This window comes from Alishewanella sp. BS5-314, from assembly GCF_025377695.1.
In the GTDB taxonomy this organism is placed as follows: Bacteria; Pseudomonadota; Gammaproteobacteria; order Enterobacterales; family Alteromonadaceae; genus Alishewanella; species Alishewanella aestuarii.
Genome location: NZ_JACEHJ010000002.1, coordinates 1077347 through 1102716, shown reverse-complemented (window position 1 = coordinate 1102716; position 25370 = coordinate 1077347). Strand labels below are relative to the sequence as shown.

At 52.5% G+C, this 25370-nt stretch carries 22 protein-coding genes; 10 read left to right on the top strand and 12 right to left on the bottom strand.

Annotated elements, in window-relative coordinates; all coding sequences use genetic code 11:
* Positions 1-112: 112 nt before the first annotated feature.
* The 8 genes from fusA to H1D31_RS09510 form a co-directional block, all read right to left on the bottom strand.
* Positions 113-2200: an elongation factor G gene (fusA, locus tag H1D31_RS09545; protein ID WP_261258070.1), complete on the bottom strand. Its 2088-nt coding sequence runs from the start codon at positions 2198-2200 to the stop codon at positions 113-115.
* A gap of 129 nt (positions 2201-2329) precedes the next feature.
* Entirely contained in the window at positions 2330-3727 is a 1398-nt protein-coding gene (rimO, locus tag H1D31_RS09540) for a 30S ribosomal protein S12 methylthiotransferase RimO (RefSeq protein WP_261258068.1), read from the bottom strand.
* 102 nt (positions 3728-3829) lie between these two features.
* Entirely contained in the window at positions 3830-4243 is a 414-nt protein-coding gene (locus H1D31_RS09535; RefSeq protein WP_261258066.1) for a BLUF domain-containing protein, read from the bottom strand.
* A 9-nt stretch (positions 4244-4252) separates the two neighbouring features.
* Positions 4253-5188: a ribosome biogenesis GTPase YlqF gene (ylqF, locus tag H1D31_RS09530; RefSeq protein ID WP_261258064.1), complete on the bottom strand. Its 936-nt coding sequence runs from the start codon at positions 5186-5188 to the stop codon at positions 4253-4255.
* An 18-nt stretch (positions 5189-5206) separates the two neighbouring features.
* Positions 5207-5713, bottom strand: coding sequence for a DUF3087 family protein (locus H1D31_RS09525; protein ID WP_065955268.1), 507 nt, complete (start codon positions 5711-5713; stop codon positions 5207-5209).
* 12 nt (positions 5714-5725) lie between these two features.
* On the bottom strand, positions 5726-6772 hold the full coding sequence (locus tag H1D31_RS09520; protein ID WP_261258060.1) for a peptidoglycan binding protein CsiV: 1047 nt from the start codon (positions 6770-6772) through the stop codon (positions 5726-5728).
* The gene (mfd, locus tag H1D31_RS09515) at positions 6772-10248 is read right to left on the bottom strand and encodes a transcription-repair coupling factor (RefSeq protein WP_261258058.1); all 3477 of its coding nucleotides are present in this window, start codon (positions 10246-10248) and stop codon (positions 6772-6774) included. Before mfd ends, H1D31_RS09520 begins: the two co-directional genes overlap by 1 nt.
* Positions 10249-10356: 108 nt before the next feature.
* Positions 10357-10935 (bottom strand): PilZ domain-containing protein, encoded by a 579-nt coding sequence (locus H1D31_RS09510; protein WP_065955265.1) that lies wholly within the window; start codon positions 10933-10935, stop codon positions 10357-10359.
* Between the two features lie 109 nt (positions 10936-11044).
* Here H1D31_RS09510 and H1D31_RS09505 point away from each other — a divergent pair, with 109 nt between their 5' ends.
* From H1D31_RS09505 to H1D31_RS09495, 3 genes are read left to right on the top strand one after another with little or no spacing between them, the layout of a single operon-like run.
* Complete coding sequence (locus H1D31_RS09505; protein ID WP_314732996.1) at positions 11045-12244, top strand: lipoprotein-releasing ABC transporter permease subunit; 1200 nt, start codon at positions 11045-11047, stop codon at positions 12242-12244.
* Positions 12237-12914, top strand: a complete 678-nt coding sequence (lolD, locus tag H1D31_RS09500; protein ID WP_065955264.1) for a lipoprotein-releasing ABC transporter ATP-binding protein LolD — start codon at positions 12237-12239, stop codon at positions 12912-12914. The genes H1D31_RS09505 and lolD overlap by 8 nt, the downstream gene beginning before the upstream one ends.
* Positions 12908-14152: a lipoprotein-releasing ABC transporter permease subunit gene (locus H1D31_RS09495; protein ID WP_261258052.1), complete on the top strand. Its 1245-nt coding sequence runs from the start codon at positions 12908-12910 to the stop codon at positions 14150-14152. Before lolD ends, H1D31_RS09495 begins: the two co-directional genes overlap by 7 nt.
* A gap of 6 nt (positions 14153-14158) precedes the next feature.
* Here the strand turns inward: H1D31_RS09495 and H1D31_RS09490 are convergent, their stop codons facing one another.
* Positions 14159-14704 carry a DUF2062 domain-containing protein gene (locus H1D31_RS09490; protein WP_261258050.1) on the bottom strand — a complete coding sequence of 182 codons (546 nt, stop codon included), beginning with the start codon at positions 14702-14704 and terminating at the stop codon, positions 14159-14161.
* A 97-nt stretch (positions 14705-14801) separates the two neighbouring features.
* Here H1D31_RS09490 and H1D31_RS09485 point away from each other — a divergent pair, with 97 nt between their 5' ends.
* Genes H1D31_RS09485 through tcdA form a run of 7 tightly spaced genes read left to right on the top strand, consistent with a single transcriptional unit; the run spans position 14802 to position 22155 of the window.
* Positions 14802-16955 (top strand): DNA internalization-related competence protein ComEC/Rec2, encoded by a 2154-nt coding sequence (locus tag H1D31_RS09485; protein WP_409976777.1) that lies wholly within the window; start codon positions 14802-14804, stop codon positions 16953-16955.
* A gap of 56 nt (positions 16956-17011) precedes the next feature.
* Positions 17012-18739 (top strand): lipid A export permease/ATP-binding protein MsbA, encoded by a 1728-nt coding sequence (msbA, locus tag H1D31_RS09480; RefSeq protein ID WP_261260084.1) that lies wholly within the window; start codon positions 17012-17014, stop codon positions 18737-18739.
* Positions 18736-19734, top strand: a complete 999-nt coding sequence (gene lpxK / locus H1D31_RS09475) for a tetraacyldisaccharide 4'-kinase (RefSeq protein ID WP_261258046.1) — start codon at positions 18736-18738, stop codon at positions 19732-19734. Before msbA ends, lpxK begins: the two co-directional genes overlap by 4 nt.
* A complete protein-coding gene (locus H1D31_RS09470) occupies positions 19709-19906 on the top strand; it encodes a Trm112 family protein (protein WP_261258044.1) in 198 nt (65 codons plus the stop codon). Before lpxK ends, H1D31_RS09470 begins: the two co-directional genes overlap by 26 nt.
* Positions 19894-20646 carry a 3-deoxy-manno-octulosonate cytidylyltransferase gene (gene kdsB / locus H1D31_RS09465; RefSeq protein WP_261258042.1) on the top strand — a complete coding sequence of 251 codons (753 nt, stop codon included), beginning with the start codon at positions 19894-19896 and terminating at the stop codon, positions 20644-20646. The genes H1D31_RS09470 and kdsB overlap by 13 nt, the downstream gene beginning before the upstream one ends.
* Entirely contained in the window at positions 20639-21355 is a 717-nt protein-coding gene (locus H1D31_RS09460; protein ID WP_261258040.1) for a pseudouridine synthase, read from the top strand. The genes kdsB and H1D31_RS09460 overlap by 8 nt, the downstream gene beginning before the upstream one ends.
* Entirely contained in the window at positions 21355-22155 is an 801-nt protein-coding gene (tcdA, locus tag H1D31_RS09455) for a tRNA cyclic N6-threonylcarbamoyladenosine(37) synthase TcdA (protein WP_261258038.1), read from the top strand. The genes H1D31_RS09460 and tcdA overlap by 1 nt, the downstream gene beginning before the upstream one ends.
* Before the next feature lie 14 nt (positions 22156-22169).
* Here tcdA and H1D31_RS09450 read toward each other — a convergent pair whose 3' ends face one another.
* The 3 genes from H1D31_RS09450 to gltA all read right to left on the bottom strand — a co-directional run bounded on the left by H1D31_RS09450 (position 22170) and on the right by gltA (position 25240).
* Positions 22170-22613, bottom strand: a complete 444-nt coding sequence (locus H1D31_RS09450; RefSeq protein WP_261258036.1) for a SufE family protein — start codon at positions 22611-22613, stop codon at positions 22170-22172.
* Positions 22614-22615: 2 nt separating this feature from the next.
* Entirely contained in the window at positions 22616-23830 is a 1215-nt protein-coding gene (locus H1D31_RS09445) for an aminotransferase class V-fold PLP-dependent enzyme (protein WP_261258034.1), read from the bottom strand.
* A 132-nt stretch (positions 23831-23962) separates the two neighbouring features.
* Positions 23963-25240, bottom strand: coding sequence for a citrate synthase (gltA, locus tag H1D31_RS09440; protein WP_261258032.1), 1278 nt, complete (start codon positions 25238-25240; stop codon positions 23963-23965).
* Between the last annotated feature and the right edge of the window lie 130 nt (positions 25241-25370).

Here is a 25370-nt window from a genome sequence, read left to right as displayed (position 1 = left end):
TGAGCGGTAAAGCCCCAGTTTAGCTGTTTTTGCGCGGCGCAAAGCTGATAACGATCAAGTCGCAGCCATAAAAAAGCCCCGCACGGGGCGGGGCTGTTTCGAGAAGCGACAATTACTTGTTAGCTTTCTTTTCTTTTTCTTTGGCGATAACCACTTCAGCCACGTTGTTTGGACATGGTGAGTAGTGATCGAATTCCATTGAGAACTGACCACGACCAGAAGTCATAGTACGCAGGTGGCTGATATAACCGAACATCTCGGCCAGTGGTACGTGCGCTTTTACGCGAACGCCCATAGCGCCTGATTCCTGGCCTAAGATCATACCACGACGACGGTTTAAGTCACCGATCACGTCACCGATGTTGTCTTCTGGTGTGAAAACGTCAACTTTCATGATTGGCTCTAACAGCTGTGGACCGGCTTTCGGCATAGACTGACGGAAAGCGCCTTTGGCTGCGATTTCGAATGCGATAGCTGATGAGTCAACGGCGTGGAAACCACCGTCGAACAGCTCAACTTCAACGTCCAGTACCGGGAAGCCTGCCAGAGGACCGGTAGACATCATTTCTTTAAAGCCTTTCTCGATAGCTGGGAAGAATTCCTTCGGAACGCTACCGCCCACTACTGTTGACTTAAAGGTGTAACCGGTATTCACTTCACCCGGACGGATGCGGTAGTCGATCTTACCGTACTGACCAGAACCACCAGACTGCTTCTTGTGCGTGTAGCTGTCTTCAACTTCACGGGTAATGGTTTCGCGGTACGCAACCTGTGGTTGACCTACAATCAGCTCAACGCCATAGGTCCGCTTCAGGATGTCAATCTTGATATCCAGGTGCAGTTCACCCATACCTTTCAGGATGGTTTCGCCAGAATCTTGGTCAGTTTCGACGCGGAAAGTTGGGTCTTCAGAAACCAGACGGCCGATAGCCACGCCCATCTTCTCGATAGCGCCTTTATCTTTTGGCTGTACAGCGATAGAGATTACCGGCTCTGGGAATACCATTGGTTCCAGTGTACATGGGTTTTTCACGTCACACAGGGTGTGACCGGTTTGCACGTTTTTCAGACCGATCAGTGCAACGATGTCACCAGCTTGAGCAGACGTCAGGTCGGTACGGTCGTTAGCATGCATTTCTACCATCCGGCCAACGCGCTCGGTTTTACCAGTGAACGAGTTCAGAATGGTATCGCCTTTGTTCAGTACGCCAGAGTAGATACGGATAAAGGTCAGGGCGCCGAAACGGTCGTCCATGATCTTGAACGCTAACGCACGGAATGGCTCGTCGGCAGAAACGATAGCGTATTGGCCAGTTTCGTTACCTTCTTCGTCAGTCAGTGGCTGTGGGTTAACTTCAGTTGGAGCTGGCAGATATTCAACCACGCCATCCAGAACCAGTTGCATACCTTTGTTTTTGAAGGCTGAACCACAGAAAGTTGGGAAGAAAACCAGGTCGCGGGTACCTTTACGGATACAACGCTTGATTTCTTCGATTGAAGGCTCTTCACCTTCCATATAAGCCATCAGCAGGTCGTCATCCATTTCCAGTGCAGTTTCGATCAGCTGCTGACGGTACATTTCAACGTCATCAGCCATATCTGCTGGCACGTCGGTCACAGTGTAGTTTTCTGGTTGGCCAGACTCGTCCCACACGTATGCTTGCTTGGTTAACAGGTCAACCACACCAGTAAAGGTATCTTCACGACCGATTGGCAGCACCATGATCAGTGGGTTAGCGCCCAGTACTTTTTTAACCTGTTCAGTAACACGGATAAAGTCAGCACCGATCCGGTCCAGTTTGTTAACGAAGATCAGACGAGATACTTTAGCGTCGTTTGCGTAGCGCCAGTTGGTTTCTGATTGTGGTTCTACACCACCAGAGCCACAGAATACGCCGATACCGCCGTCCAGAACTTTCAGTGAACGGTATACTTCTACGGTGAAGTCAACGTGACCCGGGGTATCGATAACGTTGAAACGGTGACCTTTCCAGTAACAGCTAACAGCCGCTGACTGAATAGTAATACCGCGCTCAGCTTCCTGTTCCATAAAGTCAGTAGTCGATTCACCTTCGTGAACTTCGCCCAGCTTATGGATTTTACCGGTCAGTTTCAGGATCCGTTCGGTGGTAGTAGTTTTACCGGCATCAACGTGAGCGAAGATACCAATGTTTCTGTATAACGATAAATCAGCGGCCATAGTAGTCTCTATAAGCTTGGGTTTGAAAATAGGGCGACAATATACAGGATTTTTTTTCAGTTTGCCCGAAAAAAAATCAGCGAAATAAATGAAATTTCTATGTCATTGTCAGTTCTTTGGCCCGGCGCCTTATTCGACGACCGTGGCCCATAAGTCATATTCATCTGCATGTTCGACCAACGCCTGCACCAGCTGACCTGGTTTAAGGTTGGTTTCACCATTCAGATAGACAGCACCATCAATCTCAGGCGCGTCAGCAAAGCTGCGGCCAATGGCGCCTTCTTCATCTACTTCATCAATCAGCACGCTGATGGTGCGGCCGACTTTGGCTTGCAAACGCTCAGCACTAATGGCTTGCTGTAGCTGCATAAAACGATGGTAACGTTCTTCTTTTACATCCTCTGGCACCGGATCCGGCAGCTCGTTGGCTTTGGCGCCGTCGACCGGGCTGTATTTAAAGCAGCCAACCCGATCCAGCTGCGCCTCTTGCAGCCAATCCAGTAACATCTGGAAATCTTCCTCGGTTTCACCCGGGAAGCCGACAATAAAGGTGGAACGGATGGTCAAATCCGGGCAAATTTGCCGCCATTTTTTGATCCGCTCCAGCACCTTTTCCGCCTGTCCCGGCCGTTTCATCAATTTTAAAATCCGTGGGCTGGCGTGCTGGAACGGGATATCCAGATAGGGTAATACTTTGCCTTGCGCCATCAGCGGAATAATGTCATCGACATGCGGATAGGGGTAAACATAATGCAGCCGCACCCAAATGCCCATGTCGCCCAGCGCTTCACACAGTGATTGCATCGAGGTTTTTACCGGCTGACCATTCCAAAAACCAGTGCGGTGTTTAACATCGACGCCATAGGCACTGGTATCTTGCGAGATAATCAACAGCTCTTTTACGCCAGCGTTTTTCAGGCGCTGCGCCTCGTCCAGTACTTCGCCAATCGGCCGGCTGACTAAGTCACCGCGCATCGACGGAATAATGCAGAAAGTACAGCGGTGATTACAGCCTTCGGAAATTTTTAAATACGCATAATGCTTGGGCGTTAGTTTGACACCATGGTCCGGCACCAGCATGGTAAAGGGATCATATTTCGGCTTCGGCACAAACTCATGCACCTGCTTTAACACATTCTCATAACTGTGCGGGCCGGTAATACCCAGCACATTGGGGTGTACTTCACGAATTTCATCTTCCCGGGCGCCTAAACAGCCGGTGACAATAACCTTGCCATTTTCCGCCAGCGCTTCGCCGATGGTGTCTAAGGATTCCTGCACTGCAGAGTCAATAAAACCGCAGGTATTGACGATCACCAGTTCGGCGTCGTCATAGGTAGGTACGATGTTGTAGCCTTCAGCTTTTAACTGGGTCAGGATCCGTTCTGAGTCGACCAGGTTTTTCGGGCAACCGAGCGAAACAAAGCCTATTTTGCTGCCAGTACCATTGCTGTCTTGGGCGGCTAAGGTTTTGGCCGGGGTATCCAGGGTTGTGGTCTGGCTGGGATCGAAAGTCTGAACGCTCATAATTGCCTGTGCTGGTTAAAGGAAAAAACCGGGCGCGCATTATACCTGAAGCGTGGCAAAGTAACAGCGGCTGCTGGCCAAAAAGTCGACACCCCTGTGCGCTTAAAGTGATTTTAGCAACAAGGCGATGGCATCGGCATGTTGCTCCGAGAACTGTTGCTGTTGTCCATACAGATGAATAACGGCCTGCAAGTCAGCGTGCTCGTCCTGATCCAGTAAGCGTTTTAACCCCATTTGCCAGCGCGGAAATTGCCGTTGTTGCACCAGCCGTTCACTGACCAGCCGTACACTTTGATGTCGCGGATCGGCGGCAATCACCGCAAAACGGGCTTGAACCTGTTTGGCAGGGCCCTCAAGTAACTGCAGAAAGTGTCGGCTGGTGACCAGCAACACACCGGTGATCTGAAACTGCTGATTATTGCGCTCGGCTTGCTGATGGATAGCGGCGATCTGCTCGCGACTTAATCCGGGCGCGATATCGCTGATGTAAGTTAACTGCAACAAGGGCTCGGACATAGCGTTTCCTCAGCGATAACGCTTTTGTGCTTTACGTTTCCGTTCGGCTTCGCGTTCGGCTTTTTCGGCTGCTTTCGCGGCTTCTTCGGCCTTGGCGTCAATCAGCTCTTGACTCACCATCTCCGGTGTTTCCAGCGTAATGGGGCCAAGGTTACCGGCTCGCAGCTCCGTAATCAGGATAGCACCGGCTTTTTCTAAATCGACCACGCCGCCTTTACGCATGGCACCGCGGCGCATGCCGATCGCATCCAGCAGCGCCAAATCGTTCTCTGGCTGCTCAGTCAGTCCGAACCGTGCCATTACTGCTGCCGGATAGGCTTGTAGCAGATAGTCGGCGGCAAAGAGCGCGATATCGGCATAATCAAAAACCGTGTCTTTGATGGCGCCGGTCACCGCCAGCCGGTAACCACAGGTGGTCGGGCTAAGTTTGGGCCATAAAAAGCCCGGCGTATCGGTTAAGATCACGTTATTTTCCAGCTTGATCCTTTGCTGTGCCTTGGTCACGCCGGCTTCGTTACCGGTTTTAGCGATAGTACGGCCCGCCAGGGTATTGATCAGCGTGGATTTGCCGACATTGGGGATACCCATAATCATCGCCCGGGCGGCACGCACCTCAAGATTGCGCTCCGGCAACATGCTATTGCAAAGCTCCAGCAGGGCTTTGATTTGTTCCGGTTGCTGTTGGCTGATCGGGATGGCGCGGACATTTTTTTGCTCGGCAAAATAGTCAACCCAGCGCGCGGTGAGGGCAGGATCGGCCAGGTCGGCTTTGTTTAATACCTTGATACAGGGGGTATCTTTGCGCAGTTGCGGCACCAGCGGATTCTCGCTGGAAAAGGGGATCCGCGCATCCAGCATTTCGATAATAATATCGACCTGTGGCATCACCTCGGCGATTTCTTTGCGGGCCTTGTGCATATGGCCCGGAAACCAGTTAATTGACATGGGGTATCCTGTATAAGGTTAAAATTGGTCCAGCAGCTCGCGCCGGTAATCTGCTGGGTCCAGCTTAAGTCCCAGCTCGGCTATCTGCTGTTGTAATTGATTATCAGCCAGATTTAGCTCCGACATCATCAGCGTATTATCGTCGAGTTGCCAGATCAACCTGGAGCCGGCATAGCTGTATGCCAGTATCAGCAGTGCGCTTGGGTTATGCTGTTCGGCCGCCACCTGGATTGCCCGCAGTTTGCGCTGAATTAAATTCAGTTCGTGTTTCAGATCCCAGATATAGGCGACTTCGCTAAAGTAGGGATGACGCTTTAGTTTTTTTAAAGCGCTGCCAACCAGGATACAGCCGATAACGACCCCTGCGAAGTTTAGCCAGAAATTAGAGCCGCTGCCGTCCGATAGCAGGCTGATCAACAGCGTCGAACTGGCAAGGCTGACAATCAGCAGCGCCAGTATACTTAGTACCGTAATCCGGTTCAGGCGTTTACGGTATAGCGCTTTATCAATCACTTTCAGTTGCATAATTTTCCTAGACTACTCGATGATGCTGGCATCAGAGCGTGCCGTCGCCGGATCAAAACGGCGGATCTGTAAAATAATGCCCAGTTTGGGATGATCCAGATAATGGATTTCGCCACTGATTAAGCGCCGGCTTTGTTTTACGTTAATGCTTTGCAGGCTGTTAGCCTGAGGGCGGCGCAGGTTAAAGTCGGTATTCACAAACAGATAACGATCCAGGTGTAAGCGAAACAGGCCATCCAGCTGCCAGACCTGAGACGGTAAATTAGCCGCGCTTTGCTCCAGCCGCCGCTGTTCGTCTGTGCTGCTTTCCGGCTGGGTCAGCGCCACACCGGCCGCCAGTTGTTGCCGCCGGCTGGCGATCTGGGCCAGTAAATCGGCTTCCTGCTGCTCTTCTGTGGCAAACGCCAGATTGCTGTCCACTTCACTCGGCAGCGGCTGGCCCCAGTAATCAAACTGCTGGCTAAAGTTTTTGCCGGCAAACCAGCGGCTGGGGATCGCCCGGCGCTCTGTTACCGGTGCCTGACGCCACACCGTATGCAGTAATATCTGATGCTGGCGCTGCCGTCTTAAGCGGTTAACTACCTCATTAAGCTGAAAGGCGTTTTCGTCCGCCAGATAGGGCACCGGCTGGTGCAGGCCTTCGCCAAAGATCCGTACCGGCAGTTGTTCTGGCCAGTATTGATGTGGGGTGGCTTGTTCCAGCACGGCAGCCAGCAAGGCATCAGTGTTGTCACTAGCAAGCGTTGTCTGTTCTGTCGGCTGCGGCATGCACTCTGCTGCTGGTTCAGCTTCGCCCGGGATAGCTAAGCCTGTCGCATCGACAGCGTCTGACGTTTGACATTCAGGATCTACCGGCAGCGGGATATAAAATTGATCTGTCAGTAAATCGATATGCCGCCCCAGTCTGATTGGGGTGACCTGGGTAGGGAAATGTTCTTTTAGCGCACTGTCGCCGGTGCGTTCAAAAATAATCATTTCTACCTCAAACCAGCGTTCGTTGGCTTGCAGTGTCAGGGCGTTGACGAGTAAACAACTGCCAAGTAACAGCCGAAATTTCATTAATGTCCCACCTTATGTTTGGCCAGTTCGGCCAGCATATTACTGATAAGTTGTAACCGATCTTTGTAGTCCGCTGCGGCAATAGTAAAACGCAGCTTTTGGCCCTGTTCCAGCTTAAAGATCCGCGACTGAGTCTGGATCAGCTGAATAATATAGGCCGGACTCACCAAAGTCCGCTCGGCGAATTCTAGCACACCACCCTTGGCATTGGCTTCAATCCGTTTAATGCCAAGCTCCTGTGCTAACAATTTAAACTGACTGAGTTGCACCAGGTGTTTGGCCGCGTCCGGTAATAATCCAAAGCGATCGATTAATTCAACCTGAACCTCGTCCAGTTCCTGCTCATTGCGCACGCTGGCCAGCTTTTTATAGAACGACAAGCGTAAATTGACATCTGGAATATAACTATCAGGTAATAGCGCCGGGATCTTTAAATCAATTTCTGTTTGCTGACTTAGCAGACTATCTAAACTGGGTTCACGGCCGGCTTTCAAAGCATGCACGGCTTCTTCCAGCATTTCCATGTAGAGCGTAAAGCCAACCGCTTCAATCTGACCGCTTTGCTCGTCGCCCAGCAGTTCACCAGCCCCGCGGATCTCCAGGTCGTGGGTAGCCAGCGCAAAGCCAGCGCCGAGATCTTCCAGGCTGGCAATAGCCTCCAGCCGCTTTTCCGCGTCCTTGGTTAAACGCTTCGGTGGCGGCGTTAACAGATAGGCATAGGCCTGATGGTGCGAGCGACCGACCCGGCCCCGTAACTGGTGCAGTTGCGCCAGGCCAAAGTTATCGGCGCGGTTAATAATAATGGTATTGGCAGTGGGGACATCGATACCGGTTTCAATAATGGTCGAACACAGCAGCAAGTTATAACGCTGATGATAGAAATCGGCCATAATCTGCTCCAGTTCGCGTTCGCGCAGTTGGCCATGGGCAATCGCAATATTGGCTTCCGGTACCAGCTCCAGCAAATCGCTGGCCATTTTCTCAATGCTGGCGACATCGTTATGCAGAAAGTACACCTGACCGCCGCGCAGAATTTCGCGCATGATGGCTTCGCGTAACAGACCATTTTCGAACTCGCGGACAAAGGTTTTCACTGCCAGCCGCCGGGCTGGTGGTGTGGCGATAATGGAGAGATCGCGCATGCCGGACATCGACATATTCAGGGTGCGTGGAATGGGAGTGGCGGTCAATGTCAGGATATCGATATTGGCACGCAGCGCCTTGATCTTCTCTTTTTGCCGTACGCCAAAGCGGTGTTCTTCGTCGACAATCAGTAACCCCAGATCGGCAAACTTAATATCGTCCTGCAGCAATTTATGGGTACCAATCAGAATATCGACCTTGCCCTGGCTCAGGTCGTCCAGAATGACTTTTTGCGCTTTACTGCTGACAAAGCGCGACAGTACTTCAACCCGTACCGGCCAGTTAGCGAAGCGATCTTTAAAGTTTTCAAAATGCTGCTGTGCCAGCAGAGTAGTCGGCACCAGTAGCGCGACCTGTTTTCCATCGTTAACTGCCACAAAAGCGGCGCGCATCGCCACCTCGGTTTTACCAAAGCCAACATCACCGCACACCAGCCGGTCCATCGGTTGCGGCTGTTGCATATCCTGCAACACGGCGCTAATGGCATCAAGCTGATCCGCGGTTTCTTCAAACGGGAAGCTGTCGGCAAAGGCGGCATACTGCTCCTGGTCCAGTTTGAACGCATAGCCCTGGTGGGCCGCACGCTGGGCGTATATATCCAGCAGCTCAGCGGCAACATCGCGCACCTTTTCTGCCGCCTTTTTGCGGGCCTTTTCCCAGGTATCGTTACCCAGCTTATGCAAGGGCGCATGCTCGGCATCACTGCCGGAATAGCGGCTCAATAAATGCAACGAGGTCACCGGCACATAGAGCTTGCTGCCACCGGCATATTCAATGGTGACAAACTCGGCGCTGATGCCGGCGGCGTCTAATACCTGTAAACCCTGATAACGGCCAATACCATGTTGTAAGTGCACCACCGGCTGACCAAGGCTCAGCTCCGCCAGATTACGGATAATGGTTTCTGAGGAAATCTGCTGGCTTTGTTTGCGTCGCCGGCGCTGGCTGATCTTCTGGCCAAACAGTTCGTTTTCGCTGATCAGTGCCAGCGGTGTGGCTAGCTGCAGCAGCGCACCTTGCTCCAGATTCCCCACCATCACGCCGAGATCATCATCAGCTTGCCAGAAAGCGGTCAGGCTGGGGTATTCGCGTAAATGCACCGCAGCTTTATGCAGCAGTTGCAGCAGACTTTCGCGCCGGCCTTCACTTTCCACCAGAAACAGGGCCCGGCCTTTTTGCTGCTTCAGGCTGAGCAAGAATGCCAGTAAAGCATCCAGTGGCTGCTTGAGCTGATGATTAATATTCAGTGCCGGTAGCTCTGCCACCGGTAAGTTGTGCATTCCGGCTTTGGCCGGCAGGCTGGCGCGGCTGAGTTTCAGTCTGGGTAGCCCTTTAAGCAGGCCAAACAGCTCATCTACCGCCAGATATAACTCCTGGGGTGGCAGAATTGGTCGCAGTAAATCGATGGCTCTGTCCTGATAGCGGCGCTTCAGTTCGCTCCAGAATTGCTGTGCGCTGTGTTCAATATCACCACAGATCAATACCCGGCAATCGGCCGGCAGATAGGCAAATAAGTTGCTGGTCGTCTCGGCAAATAACGGCAGATAATACTCGATCCCGGCTGGCAGGATGCCCTGGCTGACTTGCTGATACAGCGATTCCTTCTCGTTGCGGGCAGCAAAACGTTCGCGATAGCGCAGCCGGAAGCGCTCAATGGCTGCCTTATCGGTCGGGAACTCATGGGCTGGCAACAGCGCGATGTGCGGCACTTTGTCCAGACTGCGCTGCGTATCCGGATCGAAAGTACGGATGGCCTCGACTTCGTCATCAAAAAAGTCAATCCGGTAGGGGGTATGGGTCCCCATCGGAAACAGGTCAAGCAGCGAGCCACGCACGGAAAACTCACCGTGCTCCATCACCTGTTCTACATGGCGGTAACCGACGGCAGCCAGCTGTTGTTTCAGCGCCGTCAGATCCGTTTGCTGTTGTTCACGGATCAAAAAGCTGTGTTGCTCCAAATGCTCCCGACCGGCAATTCTCAGTAGCAATGTGCTGACCGGCACAATCACCAGCGCCTGTTTTAGGCGTGGCAACTGATACAGGGTTTCCAGCCGCTGTGAAATAATATCCTGATGCGGGGAGAACACATCATAGGGCAGGGTTTCCCAATCCGGTAAGGTCAGTAACGGACACTGACTTGGTTGCAAAAACACCGCCAGCTCCTGCTCCAGACGCAGGGCAGCAGGGGTGTCTTGCACGATAAGTAGCGTAACCCCGGGCTGTTGTTGCAATAATTCGCTGATAAAAAGAGGTAGGGCGGCGCCCGTTAACTGGCCCAGGCTTTGCGGTTCGCTGGCGTTGACCAGGGCAGGAATAGTCGAAAAAAGCTGCATCTGAAGTTTAAACCTGTTATTTCTTAAAAACGGGGCGGTCGCGGCTATTGCCAAATTACCGGCCCCGGCTTGCCGGTTGCTTGCTTACGTTAAGCGCTAGAGTTTTGTTCAACGCTCAGCGGCTTTTTGTTTCAGTTGCCGGGCTTGTTGTTGCAAACTGGCGCGCACCAGCAGTTCGCGGTCTTCTTCCCGGATCCGCATAAACACAACCTGAGTCAGATAGCCGTTTGCATCAGGTTCGCAGCTTAGCACCTGCCCGTAGCAGAATACGGCACCGGCATTGTCGGACAAAAACAGTTTGACCTCCAGCACCGACAGTGGTGCCAGCGCCTCCCGAGCCAAAAAGGTCAGGCCGGCACCGCCATAGCTTAGCGTTTGGTAGCGATACTCAGCCAGGTCCTGTTGTCGCAGCACATAATGTAACAGCAGATCGAGCTTATGCGCCTGTTGTTGCAGATAGTGCGCCAGTTCTTCCGCCAGTTCACCCAGTCGCTGTAGCGAGCGCAGAGCGCTGATATTTAGCTGCCCGATATTACCGGCTAACAAAAACGGCTCCGGAATTGCCGCCTGAAATTGTGTTTCATCCGGCAGTGGACTGTGCGTCGGTTGGATATTGATGGCGATGGCGTGTTCCACTTTAAAAAACTGCGAAAAGGCCTCGCTCAATTGCTGCAATTCGGTGTCCATGGTTGTTACCTCAGGCTGCCGCTTGTTATTGTGCCGAATAGTCTCTATCATCGGCACCAGTCTGAACGCTAATTTATCATCTAACCGGCTCAAAGTCCTGAATTATCACATGCATCTGCCAGTCAGTCTCTACATAGGGCTAAGATATAGCCAAAGCCGAAAAGGCAATGCGTTTATCTCCTTTATTACTCTGTTTTCGGTTACCGGTATTTTGCTGGGGGTTATGGCCTTGACCATTGTCAGCTCGGTTATGAATGGCTTTGAAGCCGAGCTTAAAAAACGCATTCTCGGCGTTATTCCGCATATTCTGCTAAAGCCTGCCGCGCCAGATAGTGACTGGCAGCAACACTTGCAACAACAGTATCCGGTACTGGACGTCAGTCGCTTGCTACAAACCGAAGCCCTGATCCAGTCACCGCGGCAAATGACAGCAGTGATGCTGCAAGGCGTCGATGTCAGCGCTATCCCGCAATTTTTACAACATTCGCTGCTACTGGGCGACTGGCAAAGCCTGGATCTGCAGCGTTACAGCATTATGCTGGGCCGCGAGCTGGCCAAGCAATTGGATGTGCACCTGGGGCAACAGATCCGGGTGTTATTGGCGCAGGGTGGCAGTTATACGCCCCTGGGCTGGATGCCGCGGCAACGGTTATTCACGGTAGCCGGTTATCTGGATACCGGCTCTGAGCTGGATAGTGTGATAGCGATTACTGCACTGGATGATCTTAGTCGGCTTTTGCCGGTAGAGCAGCGCGAGGTCAGCTGGCGGGTTAGCTTAGAGGAGCCTTTCCAGGCCCCGGTGCTGGCAGCGCAATTACAACAACAGGGACACTTTAGCCTGGTGCAGGACTGGCGCCAGAGTCATGGCAAATTGTTTGCTGCGGTAGCGATGGAAAAAGCCATGATGTCGCTGATGCTGCTGCTGATTGTTGCAGTAGCGGCTTTTAATATCGTGTCGGCGCTGGTGATGATGGTTACCGAAAAGCAGGCTGAAGTGGCGATCCTGAAAACCCAGGGCATGACCGATCGGGCATTGTTTACCGTCTTTGCCGTGCAGGGCTTCTTAAATGGTCTGCTCGGCGCTCTGCTTGGTGTGGTGCTTGGTGTGCTGATTAGCTGGCAGCTTAATCCGTTACTGGCGTTATTTTCATTGCAGGTTGCTGGCGGTATCGAGTTACCGGTAGTGATGAAGCTATCGCAAATTCTCAGTATTTTTGCCAGTGCCCTGGGCCTGACGTTGCTGGCAGTGCTGTATCCGGCCTGGCGGGCCGTTAAACTTAATCCGGCGGAAATTTTACGAGATGAATAAGGTGTTACAGGCCAGCGGGATCAGCAAAAGCTACCGCGATGGCAAGAATATAACCCAGGTGTTACATCAGGTCGATTTGGCAGTACCTGTGGGTAAGATGGTGGCGATTGTCGGTAGCTCAGGCTCAGGTAAAAGTACCCTGTTACATATTCTCGGTACCCTGGATCAGGCCGATAGCGGGCAACTGACCATTGCCGGTCAGGATGTCAGCCGCTTATCGGCTAATGCCAAAGCCCGGCTCAGAAATGAAAAGCTGGGTTTTATCTACCAGTTTCATCATCTGTTGATGGACTTTACGGCGCTGGAAAATGTGGCGATGCCGCTGCGGATCCGCGGCACTGCTGCGGCCCAGGCAGAGCAACAGGCTGCTACGTTATTACAGCGGGTAGGGCTTGGGCATCGGATGCAACACAAGCCTTCTGAGCTCAGTGGTGGCGAGCGGCAACGGGTGGCGATAGCCAGGGCGCTGGTTAATCAGCCGGCATTAGTGCTGGCGGATGAGCCGACCGGTAATCTCGATCAACAGGCTGCCGAGTCGATCTATCAGTTATTGCGCAGCCTGAATCAGGATTTAAAAACCAGCTTTATTGTGGTGACACACGACCGACAGCTGGCCTCAAGGCTTGACCAGCAATATCAAATGCACGACGGACATCTGCAACCATGTTAGGCCGCGCTCTTGTCTGGCAACTGGCCCGCCGTTACCGCTCAACCCGCCATACCAGTGGTTTTATCCGTTTTATTTCGGCGTCATCGACCCTGGGTATAGCACTGGGGGTGGCGATTCTGATCCTGGCATTATCCGTGATGAATGGTTTTGAGCAGGCATTGAAGCAACGTTTACTGGCGGTGATCCCGCATGTTGAGCTGGAGGCGGTGTCGAATCAACTGGATAACTGGCCCGATAAACTGCCTGCGTTAGCATCGGTACCGGGCGTGGTGGCAGCAGCACCCTATATCAAAGCCAACGGTATGCTGCGTAAGGGCAATCAGATCAAGGCTGTACAGTTTCGTGGTATTGAGCTGGCGCTGGAGCAGCAAATCAGTGACTTTGCCGATTACCTGCAAAGTGGCAGTCTGCAAAGTCTGAACGACGAGCAGCTGGTGCTTGGCAGCGGTATAGCTGAATTGCTGCAATTAGAGGTCGGTGATAGCGTGCAGCTGATGTTGCCACGTTTTACCGAGGATGGCCGGCTGGCGAGCTATTCCAATCGCCTGTTAACCGTAAGCGGTATTGTGCATATGGGCGGGCAACTGGATCAGAGCCAGGTCTGGCTATCGCTAACAGCGTTAAACAAATTTCTGGAAATGCCACTCGGCTCGGTACAGGGCTTTGCCTTCCGGCTGGACGATATTTTCGCCGCCCAGCAGATGGCCAGAACCCTGGGCCAGGTCTCAGAAGACTATGTCTATCTGCTCGACTGGTTCCGCACTCAGGGCCATGTTTACAACGATATCCAACTGGTACGCGGTATTTTGTATCTGGTGTTAACCCTGGTTATCGCAGTGGCCTGTTTTAATATAGTCGCAACGCTGGTGATGGCAGTGCGGGAAAAGGAATCGGATATCGCGATCTTACTGACCATGGGCATGCAGCCTGCCAGGATAATCAAAGTCTTTGTGCTGCTCGGTTCTTTAAATGGCGTGGTCGGCACTCTGAGCGGCGCGGTCTGTGGTGTACTACTGGCGCTGAATATCGAACAGATTTTTTACTGGGTCACTCAGGCGCTGGGTCGCTCTTTGCTCGACCCCAGTATCTACTTTATCGATTTTATTCCGTCGCTGCTGCAGTGGCAGGATGTTGCAGTAACAGTGGCGCTGGCGCTGGGACTGAGTACCCTGGCTACGCTTTATCCGGCTTACCGCGCCAGTTTGGTTAATCCGGCGCGGGTGCTGGGGCAGCGTTAATATCGGTTAAGGGGCATCTTCAGGGGGGGGCTGTTTATTGCGCCGCAGCAATAAACGGCTGAGTTTTTCCTTGCGGATTGAAAAACGCCACAGCCAGTCAATGGCAAAATAGCCGACGATACTGGCAGTAATCCCCATCAGCAGGCAGCCAGTTACTAGTGGTTTCCCGATCGTTTGCATACTGTGCCACAGCCAGGCAAAGCTGGCTTCGAAGGCAAAGGGTTCGGCCGGCGCGGCTAATACCACAGTGCCAACCAGATAACACAGGTACAGCATAACCGGCATCGTCAAAGGGTTAGAAACCCAGACCAGCGCCACTGAAAGTGGTAAATTAACCCGTAACGGCACCGCCATCACCGCCGAAAATACCATCTGAAATGGCAGTGGCATCCAGGCCCAGAATAAACCCACAGCAAAGGCGCCGCGCGCTGAACGGCGGTTCAGATGCCAGAGGTTGCCATCATGCAGCATGGTCCCGAACAGATTCAGGATTTTCATCTGCTTGATTTTTTCCGGCGATGGTAAATATTTCTTAATAGTTTTCTTTGGCATTACAACTCATTTACATAAAGTAAAAATGCACAGGCTCTATTATGGTGTGCTGGCTGGTTGTCTATTGTCGTTATTTTTGCCGCTTCTGCCAGCTTTTTTGAAAATTATTTTGCCATTGCTGCTACTGTTGGCAGTACTGCACCGCTGCTGGTTAGTTACCGGGCTGTTATGTTTTCTCTGCAGCTGGCATTGGCAGTTGCTGAGCCATCATCAAGCCGTATCGCAGCTACTCGCTGCTGCGCCAGCTTACTATGAGGTGCAGATCCGGGCTGTACAGCAGGACAGTGACAGCAGTTTGTTGCAGCTGGAGATACTGGACCCGCAAGCCAGAGGCTATCAGCTTAGAGTGCGCTGGTTACAGGCACCTGCGCTTGAAGTCGGTGAGCGGTGGCGCCTACCGCTGCGGTTAAAAACGGTACATGGCCGGCAAAATCCCGGTATGGCCAATAGTGAGCATAGCGCTTTGCAACAAGGAGTGATTGCAACCGGTTATGTGGATCGGCAACGCCCGGCGATTAAGCTGGCATCCAGCCGGGCTTTACGTCCACGACTTCTGCAGCAACTGGAACTTGCCTGGCAGGAGCGGGAGACGGCTATCCTGCTGCGGGCTCTCAGTAGCGGTGAGCGGGATTTTTCGCCTGAACTCTGGCAGGGATTGCGGCACAGTGGCCTCGGGCATTTACTGGTGATCTCGGGATTACATATTAGCCTGGTCTACGGCTGGAGTCTGGCGCTGTTGCTGGGGCTTGGCACCATATGTCGTCGTAAGGCACCGCTGCCGCTGGCATTAGTACTGTCGCTGGTACCGGCACTGGCTTACGCCTGGCTGGCCGGCTTTGCGGTGCCGACGTTGAGAGCCATAGTAGCACTCGGATTATTTTTAACCGGACGCTTGCTGTTACGTCCGGCAAATGCGGCTAATTACTGGCTGCTGCTCTGTAGCACGCTGCTACTGCTCAATCCGTTGTGGGTAATCAGTGTCAGTTTCTGGTTATCGATCCTGGCCGTTGGCATGATTTTGTTGCTCAGTTGGTATCTGGGGCCGCTGCCACAGCCCTGGCGGCAGCGTCTGCGCTACTGGCTGTGTTTTCATCTATTGCTTACCGCGAGCATGAGCCTGCTGACCGCGGTGTTTTTTAATGGCTTAAGTGCGCTGACGCTAATTTCTAATCTGTTATTTATCCCCTGGTGTACTTTGCTGGCGATCCCGCTGGTCTTACTGGCGCTACTCTATAGCCTGAGCGGGTTGCCTTTTGCCACCGAGGTCTGGCTGCTACCGGATCTGGCGCTCAGGCCATTACAGCTTTGGCTGGATTGGGCGGCGCAGTGGCCGGTGTGGTGGAGTTTACCAGAGTTAAGTGGCACGGTTGCACTGCTGTTATGTGCGCTGTTTTTACTATTGTTACTGTTAAGAGTAAGGTATCTGGTTTGGGGCTGCTTTGTATTAACCTTTAGCATTGCCATGCTGCTAACGCCAACAGCGGGTGTCAGACTGACGTTGCTGGATAGCGGTCAGGCAACGGTGTTACTGCTCGAGCAAAGAGACACTAAGCTGCTGTATCTGGACATCCCGGCGCCTCAGGCCGAACAACTGGTACGGCAACAGCTGCTGCCGCTATTGCAGTTCTACCGCATTCGCCAACTGGATGCCGTGATCTGGCCACGCTTAACGGCAGAGCATCTGCCTGCTGTAGCGTTATTACGTCAACACACTGCAGCCTGGCCGCTGTTTAGTGCCGATGCGCTGCCGGCGACCAGCCAGGCTTGTGCTGCTATTGAAAAGCATGAACTGGCGGCGAAACTGACGCTACGGCACTGGTCACTGCCTGACAAGGATCCTTGCAGCTTAAGTATTAGCCTGAATGGCTGGCAACTACTGTTGCCCGGCAGGTTGCAGCGACTGACTGAGCAACGGCTACTGGCACGTTATCCTGAATTGAGCGCAGATCTCTATTTGCTAAGTGATTTTGGGCGTGACAGCGCGAATTCACTGGCCTTATTACAGCAGTTGGCACCGGTACAACTGCTGCTTGCTGCCAATGGCGCCGCTGCGCACCCGTATCCGGTGACGGCGGTTCGGCAACGCATTGCCTTGTTGCAGTTGCCGCTCTACCACAGTGGGGAACAAGGTGCTATTGTCGTGGATTTTCAGCCAAGGCAGCTTAAAATTTCAACCTGGCGACAGCGGCAGCGACCGCGCTGGACAGAAAACGTGACGCCAGGTGCTGAAACTGAGATCAGAACGCGCTAGAATAGCAAGCTTAGAATAAAAAGGTGCTTATTTTGCAGTCAGATAACGATTCAGGCATGGCGGTCTACCGTCGTTTACTAGGCTATTTAAAACCTTATCGTTTAGGTTTTATTGCGGCTATTGCGGGCATGGTCGGCTACTCTGCCGTTGATGCTGGCTTTATTGCGTCCTTGCAACCCTTTATCGATCGCGGTATTCAGGATAAAGATACTGATTTTTTGAAATACGCGCCATTAATCGTCATTCTCATGTTTATTCTGCGCGGTATTTTCCATTTTACAGCGACTTATTGTATGAGCTGGGTCGGTAATCAGATCGTAAAGGATATGCGGCAGCAGTTGTTTGGTCATATGATGCGGCTGCCGGTCAGTTTTCATGATAAGCATTCCACCGGCGAGCTGATCTCAAAAATTACCTATGACGCCGAGCAAATTAAACAATCGTTGACCAAGGCACTGATCGTGCTGGTGCGCGACGGCGCCCTGGTGGTTGGCCTGATTTTCGTTATGTTCTGGTATAGCTGGCAGTTGTCACTAATCTTCTTTCTGATTGCGCCGGTGATCGCCGTCATCGTCAGCCTGGTATCAAAGCGCTTCCGGCAATTGAGTCATAAGATCCAACATGCGATGGGCGGTGTTACCACCGCCTCTGAGCAGATGTTAAATGGCCATAAGGTGATCCTGTCTTTTGGTGGCCAGCAACTGGAAGATCAACGTTTTGCCGAGGTGAATAACCAGACCCGTTTGCAAGGGGTCAAAATGGACTCAACCTCGGCCATCAGCTCGGGTGTGATCCAACTGATCGCCTCCTTCGCACTGGCGTTTGTCGTCTTTATGGCAAGTCAGCCAGAAATGCTGGAGACGCTGACGCCAGGTATTTTCTCATCCATCGTCACGGCGATGGTGATGATGCTAAAACCGCTAAAGCAATTAACCACCGTCAACAGTGAGTTTCAACGTGGTTTAGCTGCGGCTGCCAGCATTTTTAAGATCCTGGATCAACTGACGGAGCAGGAAACCGGCCGGATAGAGCTCAAAGCTGCCAGGGGCGATATCAGCTTTAGCCATGTCAGTTTTCATTACCCGGGACATCAGCAACAGGTATTAAAGGATCTCAGCTTCAGTATCAAAGCCGGCCAGACGGTGGCGCTGGTCGGGCGCTCCGGCAGTGGCAAAACCACGATATCCAGTCTGCTGCCGCGTTTTTACGAAGTGGAGCAGGGCGAAATCCTGCTCGATGGTCAAAATATTCAGAGTTACACCCGGGCTTCGTTGCGCAGTCAAATTGCTGTGGTGTCGCAGCATGTCATGCTGTTTAACGATACTATTGCTAATAATATTTGCTATGGCATGCCCGGTCCGGTCAGCCGCGAGCAGTTGCTTGATGTGGCGGAGAAAGCACATGTGCTGGAATTTACCGATAAGCTGCCGGATGGGTTGGATACGCAAATTGGTGAAAATGGCGTCAGTTTGTCGGGCGGCCAGCGCCAGCGCATTGCCATTGCCAGAGCCCTGCTACGTCAGGCACCGGTGCTAATTCTGGATGAAGCGACCTCGGCGCTGGACACCGAGTCAGAGCGAAAAATTCAGGCGGCACTGGATGTATTATTAAAGGGCCGCACCAGCATTGTGATTGCGCACCGCTTATCGACGATTGAAAAAGCAGACAATATTATTGTGATGGATCAAGGACGTATTCTGGAGCAGGGCACCCATCAGCAATTGCTGGCAAAGGACGGTGCCTATGCCTCCTTGCATAAACTGCAGTTTGGTGGCGACGCATGAATCTGTTAGAGCAAGCCTGGTATAAAAAACACTGGTGGTGCGCCTTGTTGCTGCCGTTTAGCACCTTGTTCTATCTGGTTAGCAGTGTCAGGCGCTTATTGTTTCGCACTGGGGTGCTAAAGACAGAAAGATTGCCGGTACCGGTGCTGATTGTCGGCAATATCACGGTAGGCGGTACCGGCAAGACGCCTTTTACGATTTGGTTGTGTGACTATCTGCGGGAACGGGGTTATACACCCGGCATTATTTCACGTGGTTATGGCGGTAAGGTTAAGGCGCCGCGGCTGGTCACTGAGTTGGATAGTCCGGCGCTGGTAGGCGACGAACCCCTGTTACTGGCGCAGCGCAGCGGCTGTCCGATCGTGGTGTCACCCGATCGGGTAGCAGCAGGGCGTTTTTTGCTGGAGAAGCGTCCGCAGGTTGATATTATTATTTCCGATGATGGTTTACAGCATTACCGTCTGGCCCGGGATCTGGAAATCGTGTTGCTGGATGGGCAACGTGGTCTGGGCAATGGCTGGTTATTGCCGGCGGGGCCGCTACGGGAGTTACCAAAACGCCTTGCCAGTGTCGATCTGGTGATTGCCAATAGTGGTAGCTCAGTGCTGGCGGCTGGCGAAATCAAGCTCAGTTCTGCGGCAGCATCGCCGTTATTGCCCGATGCGGAGCCACTGACGCCTGACACCGAGATTCAACTGGTTGCCGGCATTGGCAATCCGTTACGTTTTAAAGCCTCAGCTGAACAGGCTGGATTTAAAATCAAACATTGCCACTTCTGGCCCGATCATCACCCTTTTCAGGCGGATGACTTTAACATGGTCTCAGGTCCGATCCTGATGACGGAAAAAGACGCGGTAAAATGCCGCAAATTTGCCCGCCCTGACTGGTATTATTTACCAGTGCAGGCGGAGCCGGACGCGGCAGTCGTCGCCCGTCTGAACGCCTTATTAAATACTTTGGGAATTCGTTATGGCACTCAATCCGGCATTGACTGATATCCTGGCCTGCCCGGTCTGCAAGGGTAAACTGAAATACGACAAAGACGGTCAGCGCTTGATCTGTACGCTGGATCGGCTGGCCTATCGTTTAAGTAATAATATTCCGGTATTACTGGCCAATGAAGCGAGCATATTGAGCGCTGAAGAGTGTGAAAAATGGCGTTCCTAGTGGTGATACCGGCGCGCTTTGCCAGTAGCCGCCTGCCAGGTAAACCCCTGGCTGATATCAACGGTAAAACGATGATTGAACGGGTATACCGCCAGGCGTTGCAAAGTGGTGCGGCCCGGGTGCTGGTGGCAACCGACGATCAGAGGATTAAAGCGGTTGTGGAAGGTTTTGGTGGTGAGGTTTGTGTTACTGCCACTCACCACAACTCCGGTACTGAGCGTTTGGCAGAAGTGGTGACGAAGCTGGGGCTACCGGCAGAGACTATAGTCGTTAATGTGCAGGGCGATGAACCCTTTATTCCACCGGCATTAATCGGTCAGGTGGCGGCAAATCTGGCGGCTCAGCAGCGGGCTCGGATGGCCACGCTGGCAGTGCCGCTTGGCGATGCCAGCGAAATCGCCAATCCTAATATCGTTAAAGTGGTGACCGACCAACAAGGTTATGCGCTGTATTTTAGCCGTTCGGTGATCCCCTTTGATCGCGATCAGGCGTTTCAAGCCGAGCTTGCTCAGCATTACCGGCGGCATATCGGCATCTATGCCTACCGCGCCGGTTTTATTCAGGATTACGTACGCTGGCCGGTGTCTACCCTGGAGCGGCTGGAAGCGCTGGAGCAATTGCGGGTGCTGTGGCAGGGTGAAGCCATCCATGTTGCCGATGCCATAGCGCCGCCGGCGATGGGGGTGGATACTGCCGAGGATCTGGCAAGGGCCATCGCCCATGCTAAAACCTATGACTGATGCTTTTCAGATAGTGGCGCAAACCGACGATTTCTATGTTCTGAATAAAGCCGCCGGTGTCAGTTTTCATTCTGAGCAAGGCCCCGGCTTGGTGGCGTTGGCCGAGCAACAGCTGGCACAAAAGCTTTATCCGGTGCATCGGCTGGATAAAGTCACCTCTGGCTTGCTGTTACTGGCACGCCGGCCTGAGGCAGCGGCTGAGTTAACCCAGTTATTTGCCAAGCGGCAGGTGCAGAAATGCTATCTGGCACTTAGTGCGGCGCGACCACAAAAAAAGCAAGGCTGGGTCAAGGGCCCCATGCAACCGGCGCGGCGTGGCGCCTGGCGTCTTGGTCAGGGCGAGCAAGCGCCTGCGGTGACCTATTTTGTCAGCCAGGGCTATCAGGATGCACCGTTTCGGGCTTTTCTGTTAAAACCTTTCACCGGTAAAACCCATCAGTTAAGAGTGGCGCTAAAGAGCGTCGGTGCTGCTATTCTGGGTGATGAACTCTATGGTGGTGCAGTGGCAGAGCGGGTCTACCTGCATGCCTACGCGCTCAGCTTCAGCTTGTTCGGCAAGCAGTATCAGTTCCAGGTATTACCTGATAGCGGCGCGGCCTTTGCTGAACTATTGCAACTTGGCTTGCCACCGAGCTGGTTAACACCGGCTGATTTTCCCTGGCCAGCTGCTCCTGTGCAGTTGGCTGCTTGTTCAGATCAGGATGAATAATGTCAGATTATGAAACCCGTTTTGCCGGTATTGCCCGGCTTTATGGTCAGACCGCATTGCAGCAATTTCGCCAGGCGCATGTGGTGGTGATAGGCATTGGTGGAGTAGGTAGCTGGGCAGCAGAGGCTTTAGCCCGCTCTGGTATTGGCGAGCTGACCTTGATTGATTTGGATGATGTCTGTGTCAGCAATATTAATCGCCAATTACATGCGCTGACTGCAACAGTGGGGCAGGATAAGGTGGCGGTAATGGCAGAGCGGATCCATCAGATCAACCCGGAATGCGTGGTGCATCAGGTGGCAGATTTTATAGCGGCTGACAACCTGGCGACTTTACTAAATGGCAAAATTGACTATGTGCTGGATGCGATTGATGCAGTAAAAGCCAAAACAGCATTAATTGCCTGGTGTAAGCGGCGCAAGATCCCGCTGATCACCACCGGCGGCGCCGGAGGTCAACTTGACCCGACGCAGATCCAAATCGCCGATCTGACACAGGCCTACAACGACCCGCTGTTAGCGAAGGTACGCAATATGCTGCGACGTGATCATCAGTTTAGCCGCAATCCGAAGCGGCGTTTTGGCGTCGATTGTGTATTTTCAACCGAGCAGTTACGTTATCCGGCTGCTGATGGCAGTGTTTGTCAGCAAAAGCCGGATACTAGCGGCGCGATGCGGCTGGATTGCAGCGGCGGCTTTGGTGCCGCCACTGTGGTGACGGCCAGCTTCGGTTTTGCTGCGGTTTCGCGCCTGCTAGTCAAACTGGTCCGCAAGGGTGTAAGCGAGCAACAGGCTGAGTAAAGCGATAGGCTATTTTACTTTGTGACCGTTTGCCGTATGTGTTGCATCATCATAGTCAGGCCATTGCCCCGGGATTGGCTCAGATAAGGGCGCAGATTAAGCGCGTCAAAATGGCGGCTTAAGTCCAGTTCGGCAAGTTCACTACTGGTTTTGCCATTCACAAAACAGAGCATAATTGCCAGTAGACCTTTAACGATACGGGCTTCACTATCCAACACAAAATAATGTTTGCCGCTTACCGGCTCCTGATAGTGTAATAGCCAGGCCCGGCTTTCACAGCCGCGCACCAGATATTCAGTCTGGCGCATTTTCTCTGGTAAGGCAGGCAGTTTCTTACCCAGTTGCATTAACAGCCGGTATTTACTTTGCCAATCGGTGGGTTGTTGCAATACCGGTAGCTCGTGCTCCGCGATTTGCTGCAGGCCGCTGGCAGTGTCGGTAATAAGTTGTTGTAGCATGGTTACCTCAGGATCTCAGTGGCTGCCGCTAATGCCTGCAGGGTGACATCGACCTCGGCTGGTAAATTATAGGCTGCAAAAGCAAAACGCACCGCGCCGGGCAACTGTAGCGTGGCAAATAACGGCATGGCACAATGAGCACCGGCACGCACAGCTATTTTTTGTTCATTTAACAACATTGCCAGATCATTTGGATGCTCTCCGGCCAGCTGCAGACTAACAATACCGGCACTGTGTTCAACCCTGGTCAAGGATCTCAAGCCGGGAATTTGACTAAGCCCAGCAGCAAATTGTTGTAATAACTCGCCTTTATACTGATTTATTTGCTTAGCGTCAAACTGCCGGATAAAGTCAATGGCAGCGGCCAGGCCTATGGCGCCGGCAATATTGGGTGTGCCGGCCTCGAGCCGGGCCGGTAGTGCAGCAAAGCTAGAGCGCTGAAAGCTGACATCGCTAATCATCTCGCCCCCGCCCAGCAAGGGCCTTAACTGTTCCAGATACTGCTCTTTGCCATATAAGACGCCAATACCAGTGGGGCCATAGAGCTTATGGCCGGAGAAGCAGTAAAAATCTACCGGCCATTGTTGCACGTCCGGTACCTGCCAGCTTATGCCCTGAGCCCCATCCACTATGGTAATTGCCCCTGCGGCTTTAGCTGCCCGTAACATAGTTGCTAAGGGCAGAATATGCCCCAGCGCATTGGATACCTGGGTCAGGCTGACAATCTTAGGTTTGAGCGCCAATAACTGCTGGTAGACGTCAAGGTCAGGCATTAACTGCTGATCCAGAGGGATCACATCCAGCTGCACACCACGACTTTGGCAGTGTAGCTGCCAGGGTACAATATTGGCGTGATGCTCCAGCGCGGAAATCAGGATCCGGTCGCCGGGCTTGAGAATGGTATCCATTAAACCAAACGCCAGTTGGTTAAAGGCGGCAGTGGTGCCGCTGGTAAAGATGATTTCAGAGCGGCATGCCGCGTTCAGAAATTGTTGCACGCTGTCCCGGGCTGCTTCAAAGGCCGCAGTGGCGTGCTGGCTTAGCTGGTGGGCACCGCGATGCACGTTACTATTTTGCTGCTGATAAAATGCCAACTCGGTGTCGATCACCTGCTGTGGTTTCTGGCTGGTGGCTGCGGTATCCAGATAGATCCACTCCGGGTTATGGTTAAAAAACGGAAAAAACTGCCGGAAGGCCAGGGCATCGAAACTTGACATGAGAACTTGGACTCCATAACACCAATGGCATAATTATGCCAATTTATGGCCAATTTATCGAACGACAGTGTGCATAAAAATGCAAAAAATAAAAAAGCGGCCTCAGGCCGCTTTGATATTTAGCAAAAAATATTATTTCTTGCTGACATAATCACGGGCAGTATAGCCGGTATACAGCTGACGCGGCCGACCGATCTTATGGCCTTTATCCGACAGCATTTCATCCCAGTGTGAAATCCAGCCAACAGTACGTGACATGGCGAAGATCACAGTGAACATACTGGTTGGAATGCCAATAGCTTTTAAGATGATACCAGAGTAGAAATCGACGTTTGGATACAGTTTCTTCTCGATAAAGTACGGGTCTGACAGCGCAATACGCTCCAGCTCCATCGCCACATCCAGCAGTGGATCTTTAATATTCAGCTCGCTCAGTACTTCATGACAGGTTTCACGCATTACTTTAGCCCGTGGGTCAAAGTTCTTGTACACGCGGTGACCAAAGCCCATCAGACGGAAAGAGTCATTCTTGTCTTTGGCGCGGGCGACAAATTCTGGGATACGATCAACAGAGCCAATTTGTTGTAACATCTTCAGGCAGGCTTCGTTGGCGCCACCGTGTGCCGGCCCCCATAATGACGCCACACCTGCAGCGATACAGGCATAAGGGTTAGCGCCTGATGAACCGGCTAAACGCACTGTTGAGGTTGAAGCGTTCTGTTCATGGTCAGCGTGCAGCATAAAGATGCGGTCCATCGCTTTTGCTAATACCGGGCTGACTTTGTACTCTTCTGCCGGCACTGAGAACATCATATGCAGGAAGTTTTCTGAGTAGCTCAGTTCGTTGCGTGGATAGACGAATGGTTGACCGACAGTGTACTTATAAGCCATAGCTGCAATAGTAGGCAGCTTGGCAATTAAACGGTGCGCACTACGCTTGCGCTGCATTGGGTCGTTGATGTCTAAATCGGAATGATAGAAAGACGACATGGCACCAACGACACCACACAGCATCGCCATTGGGTGGGCATCAACGCGGAAACCCTGGAAAAAAGCAGCGATTTTCTCGTGAACCATGGTGTGGCGGGTAATGGTCTTTACGAAGTCCTGATACTGCTGTTCAGTCGGTAATTCACCTTCTAACAGTAAATAACAGGTTTCCAGATAATTTGATTTTTCAGCAAGTTGTTCAATCGGATAACCGCGGTGCAGCAATACGCCATTGTCGCCATCGATATAGGTAATCTTCGATTCACAGGAGCCGGTAGACATAAAGCCCGGGTCAAAAGTGAAGTAGCCCTGTTGCCCGAGAGTACGTACGTCGATTACGTCAGTGCCTGCCGTGCCAGAATAGATCGGTAGCTCGAAGGTCTTACCATCAATCTGCACGACGGCCTTTTTATCTGCCATTGGATTTCTCCTATTGTTGTAGTATCGGATATTAGGGTTTGGGCTATTCTACTCGCAAACCACACCTGAAAGTCAATTCTAAAGACTAATCGTTGAATAAGTATTCGACTCTAGTCGTATTGCTGCTTTT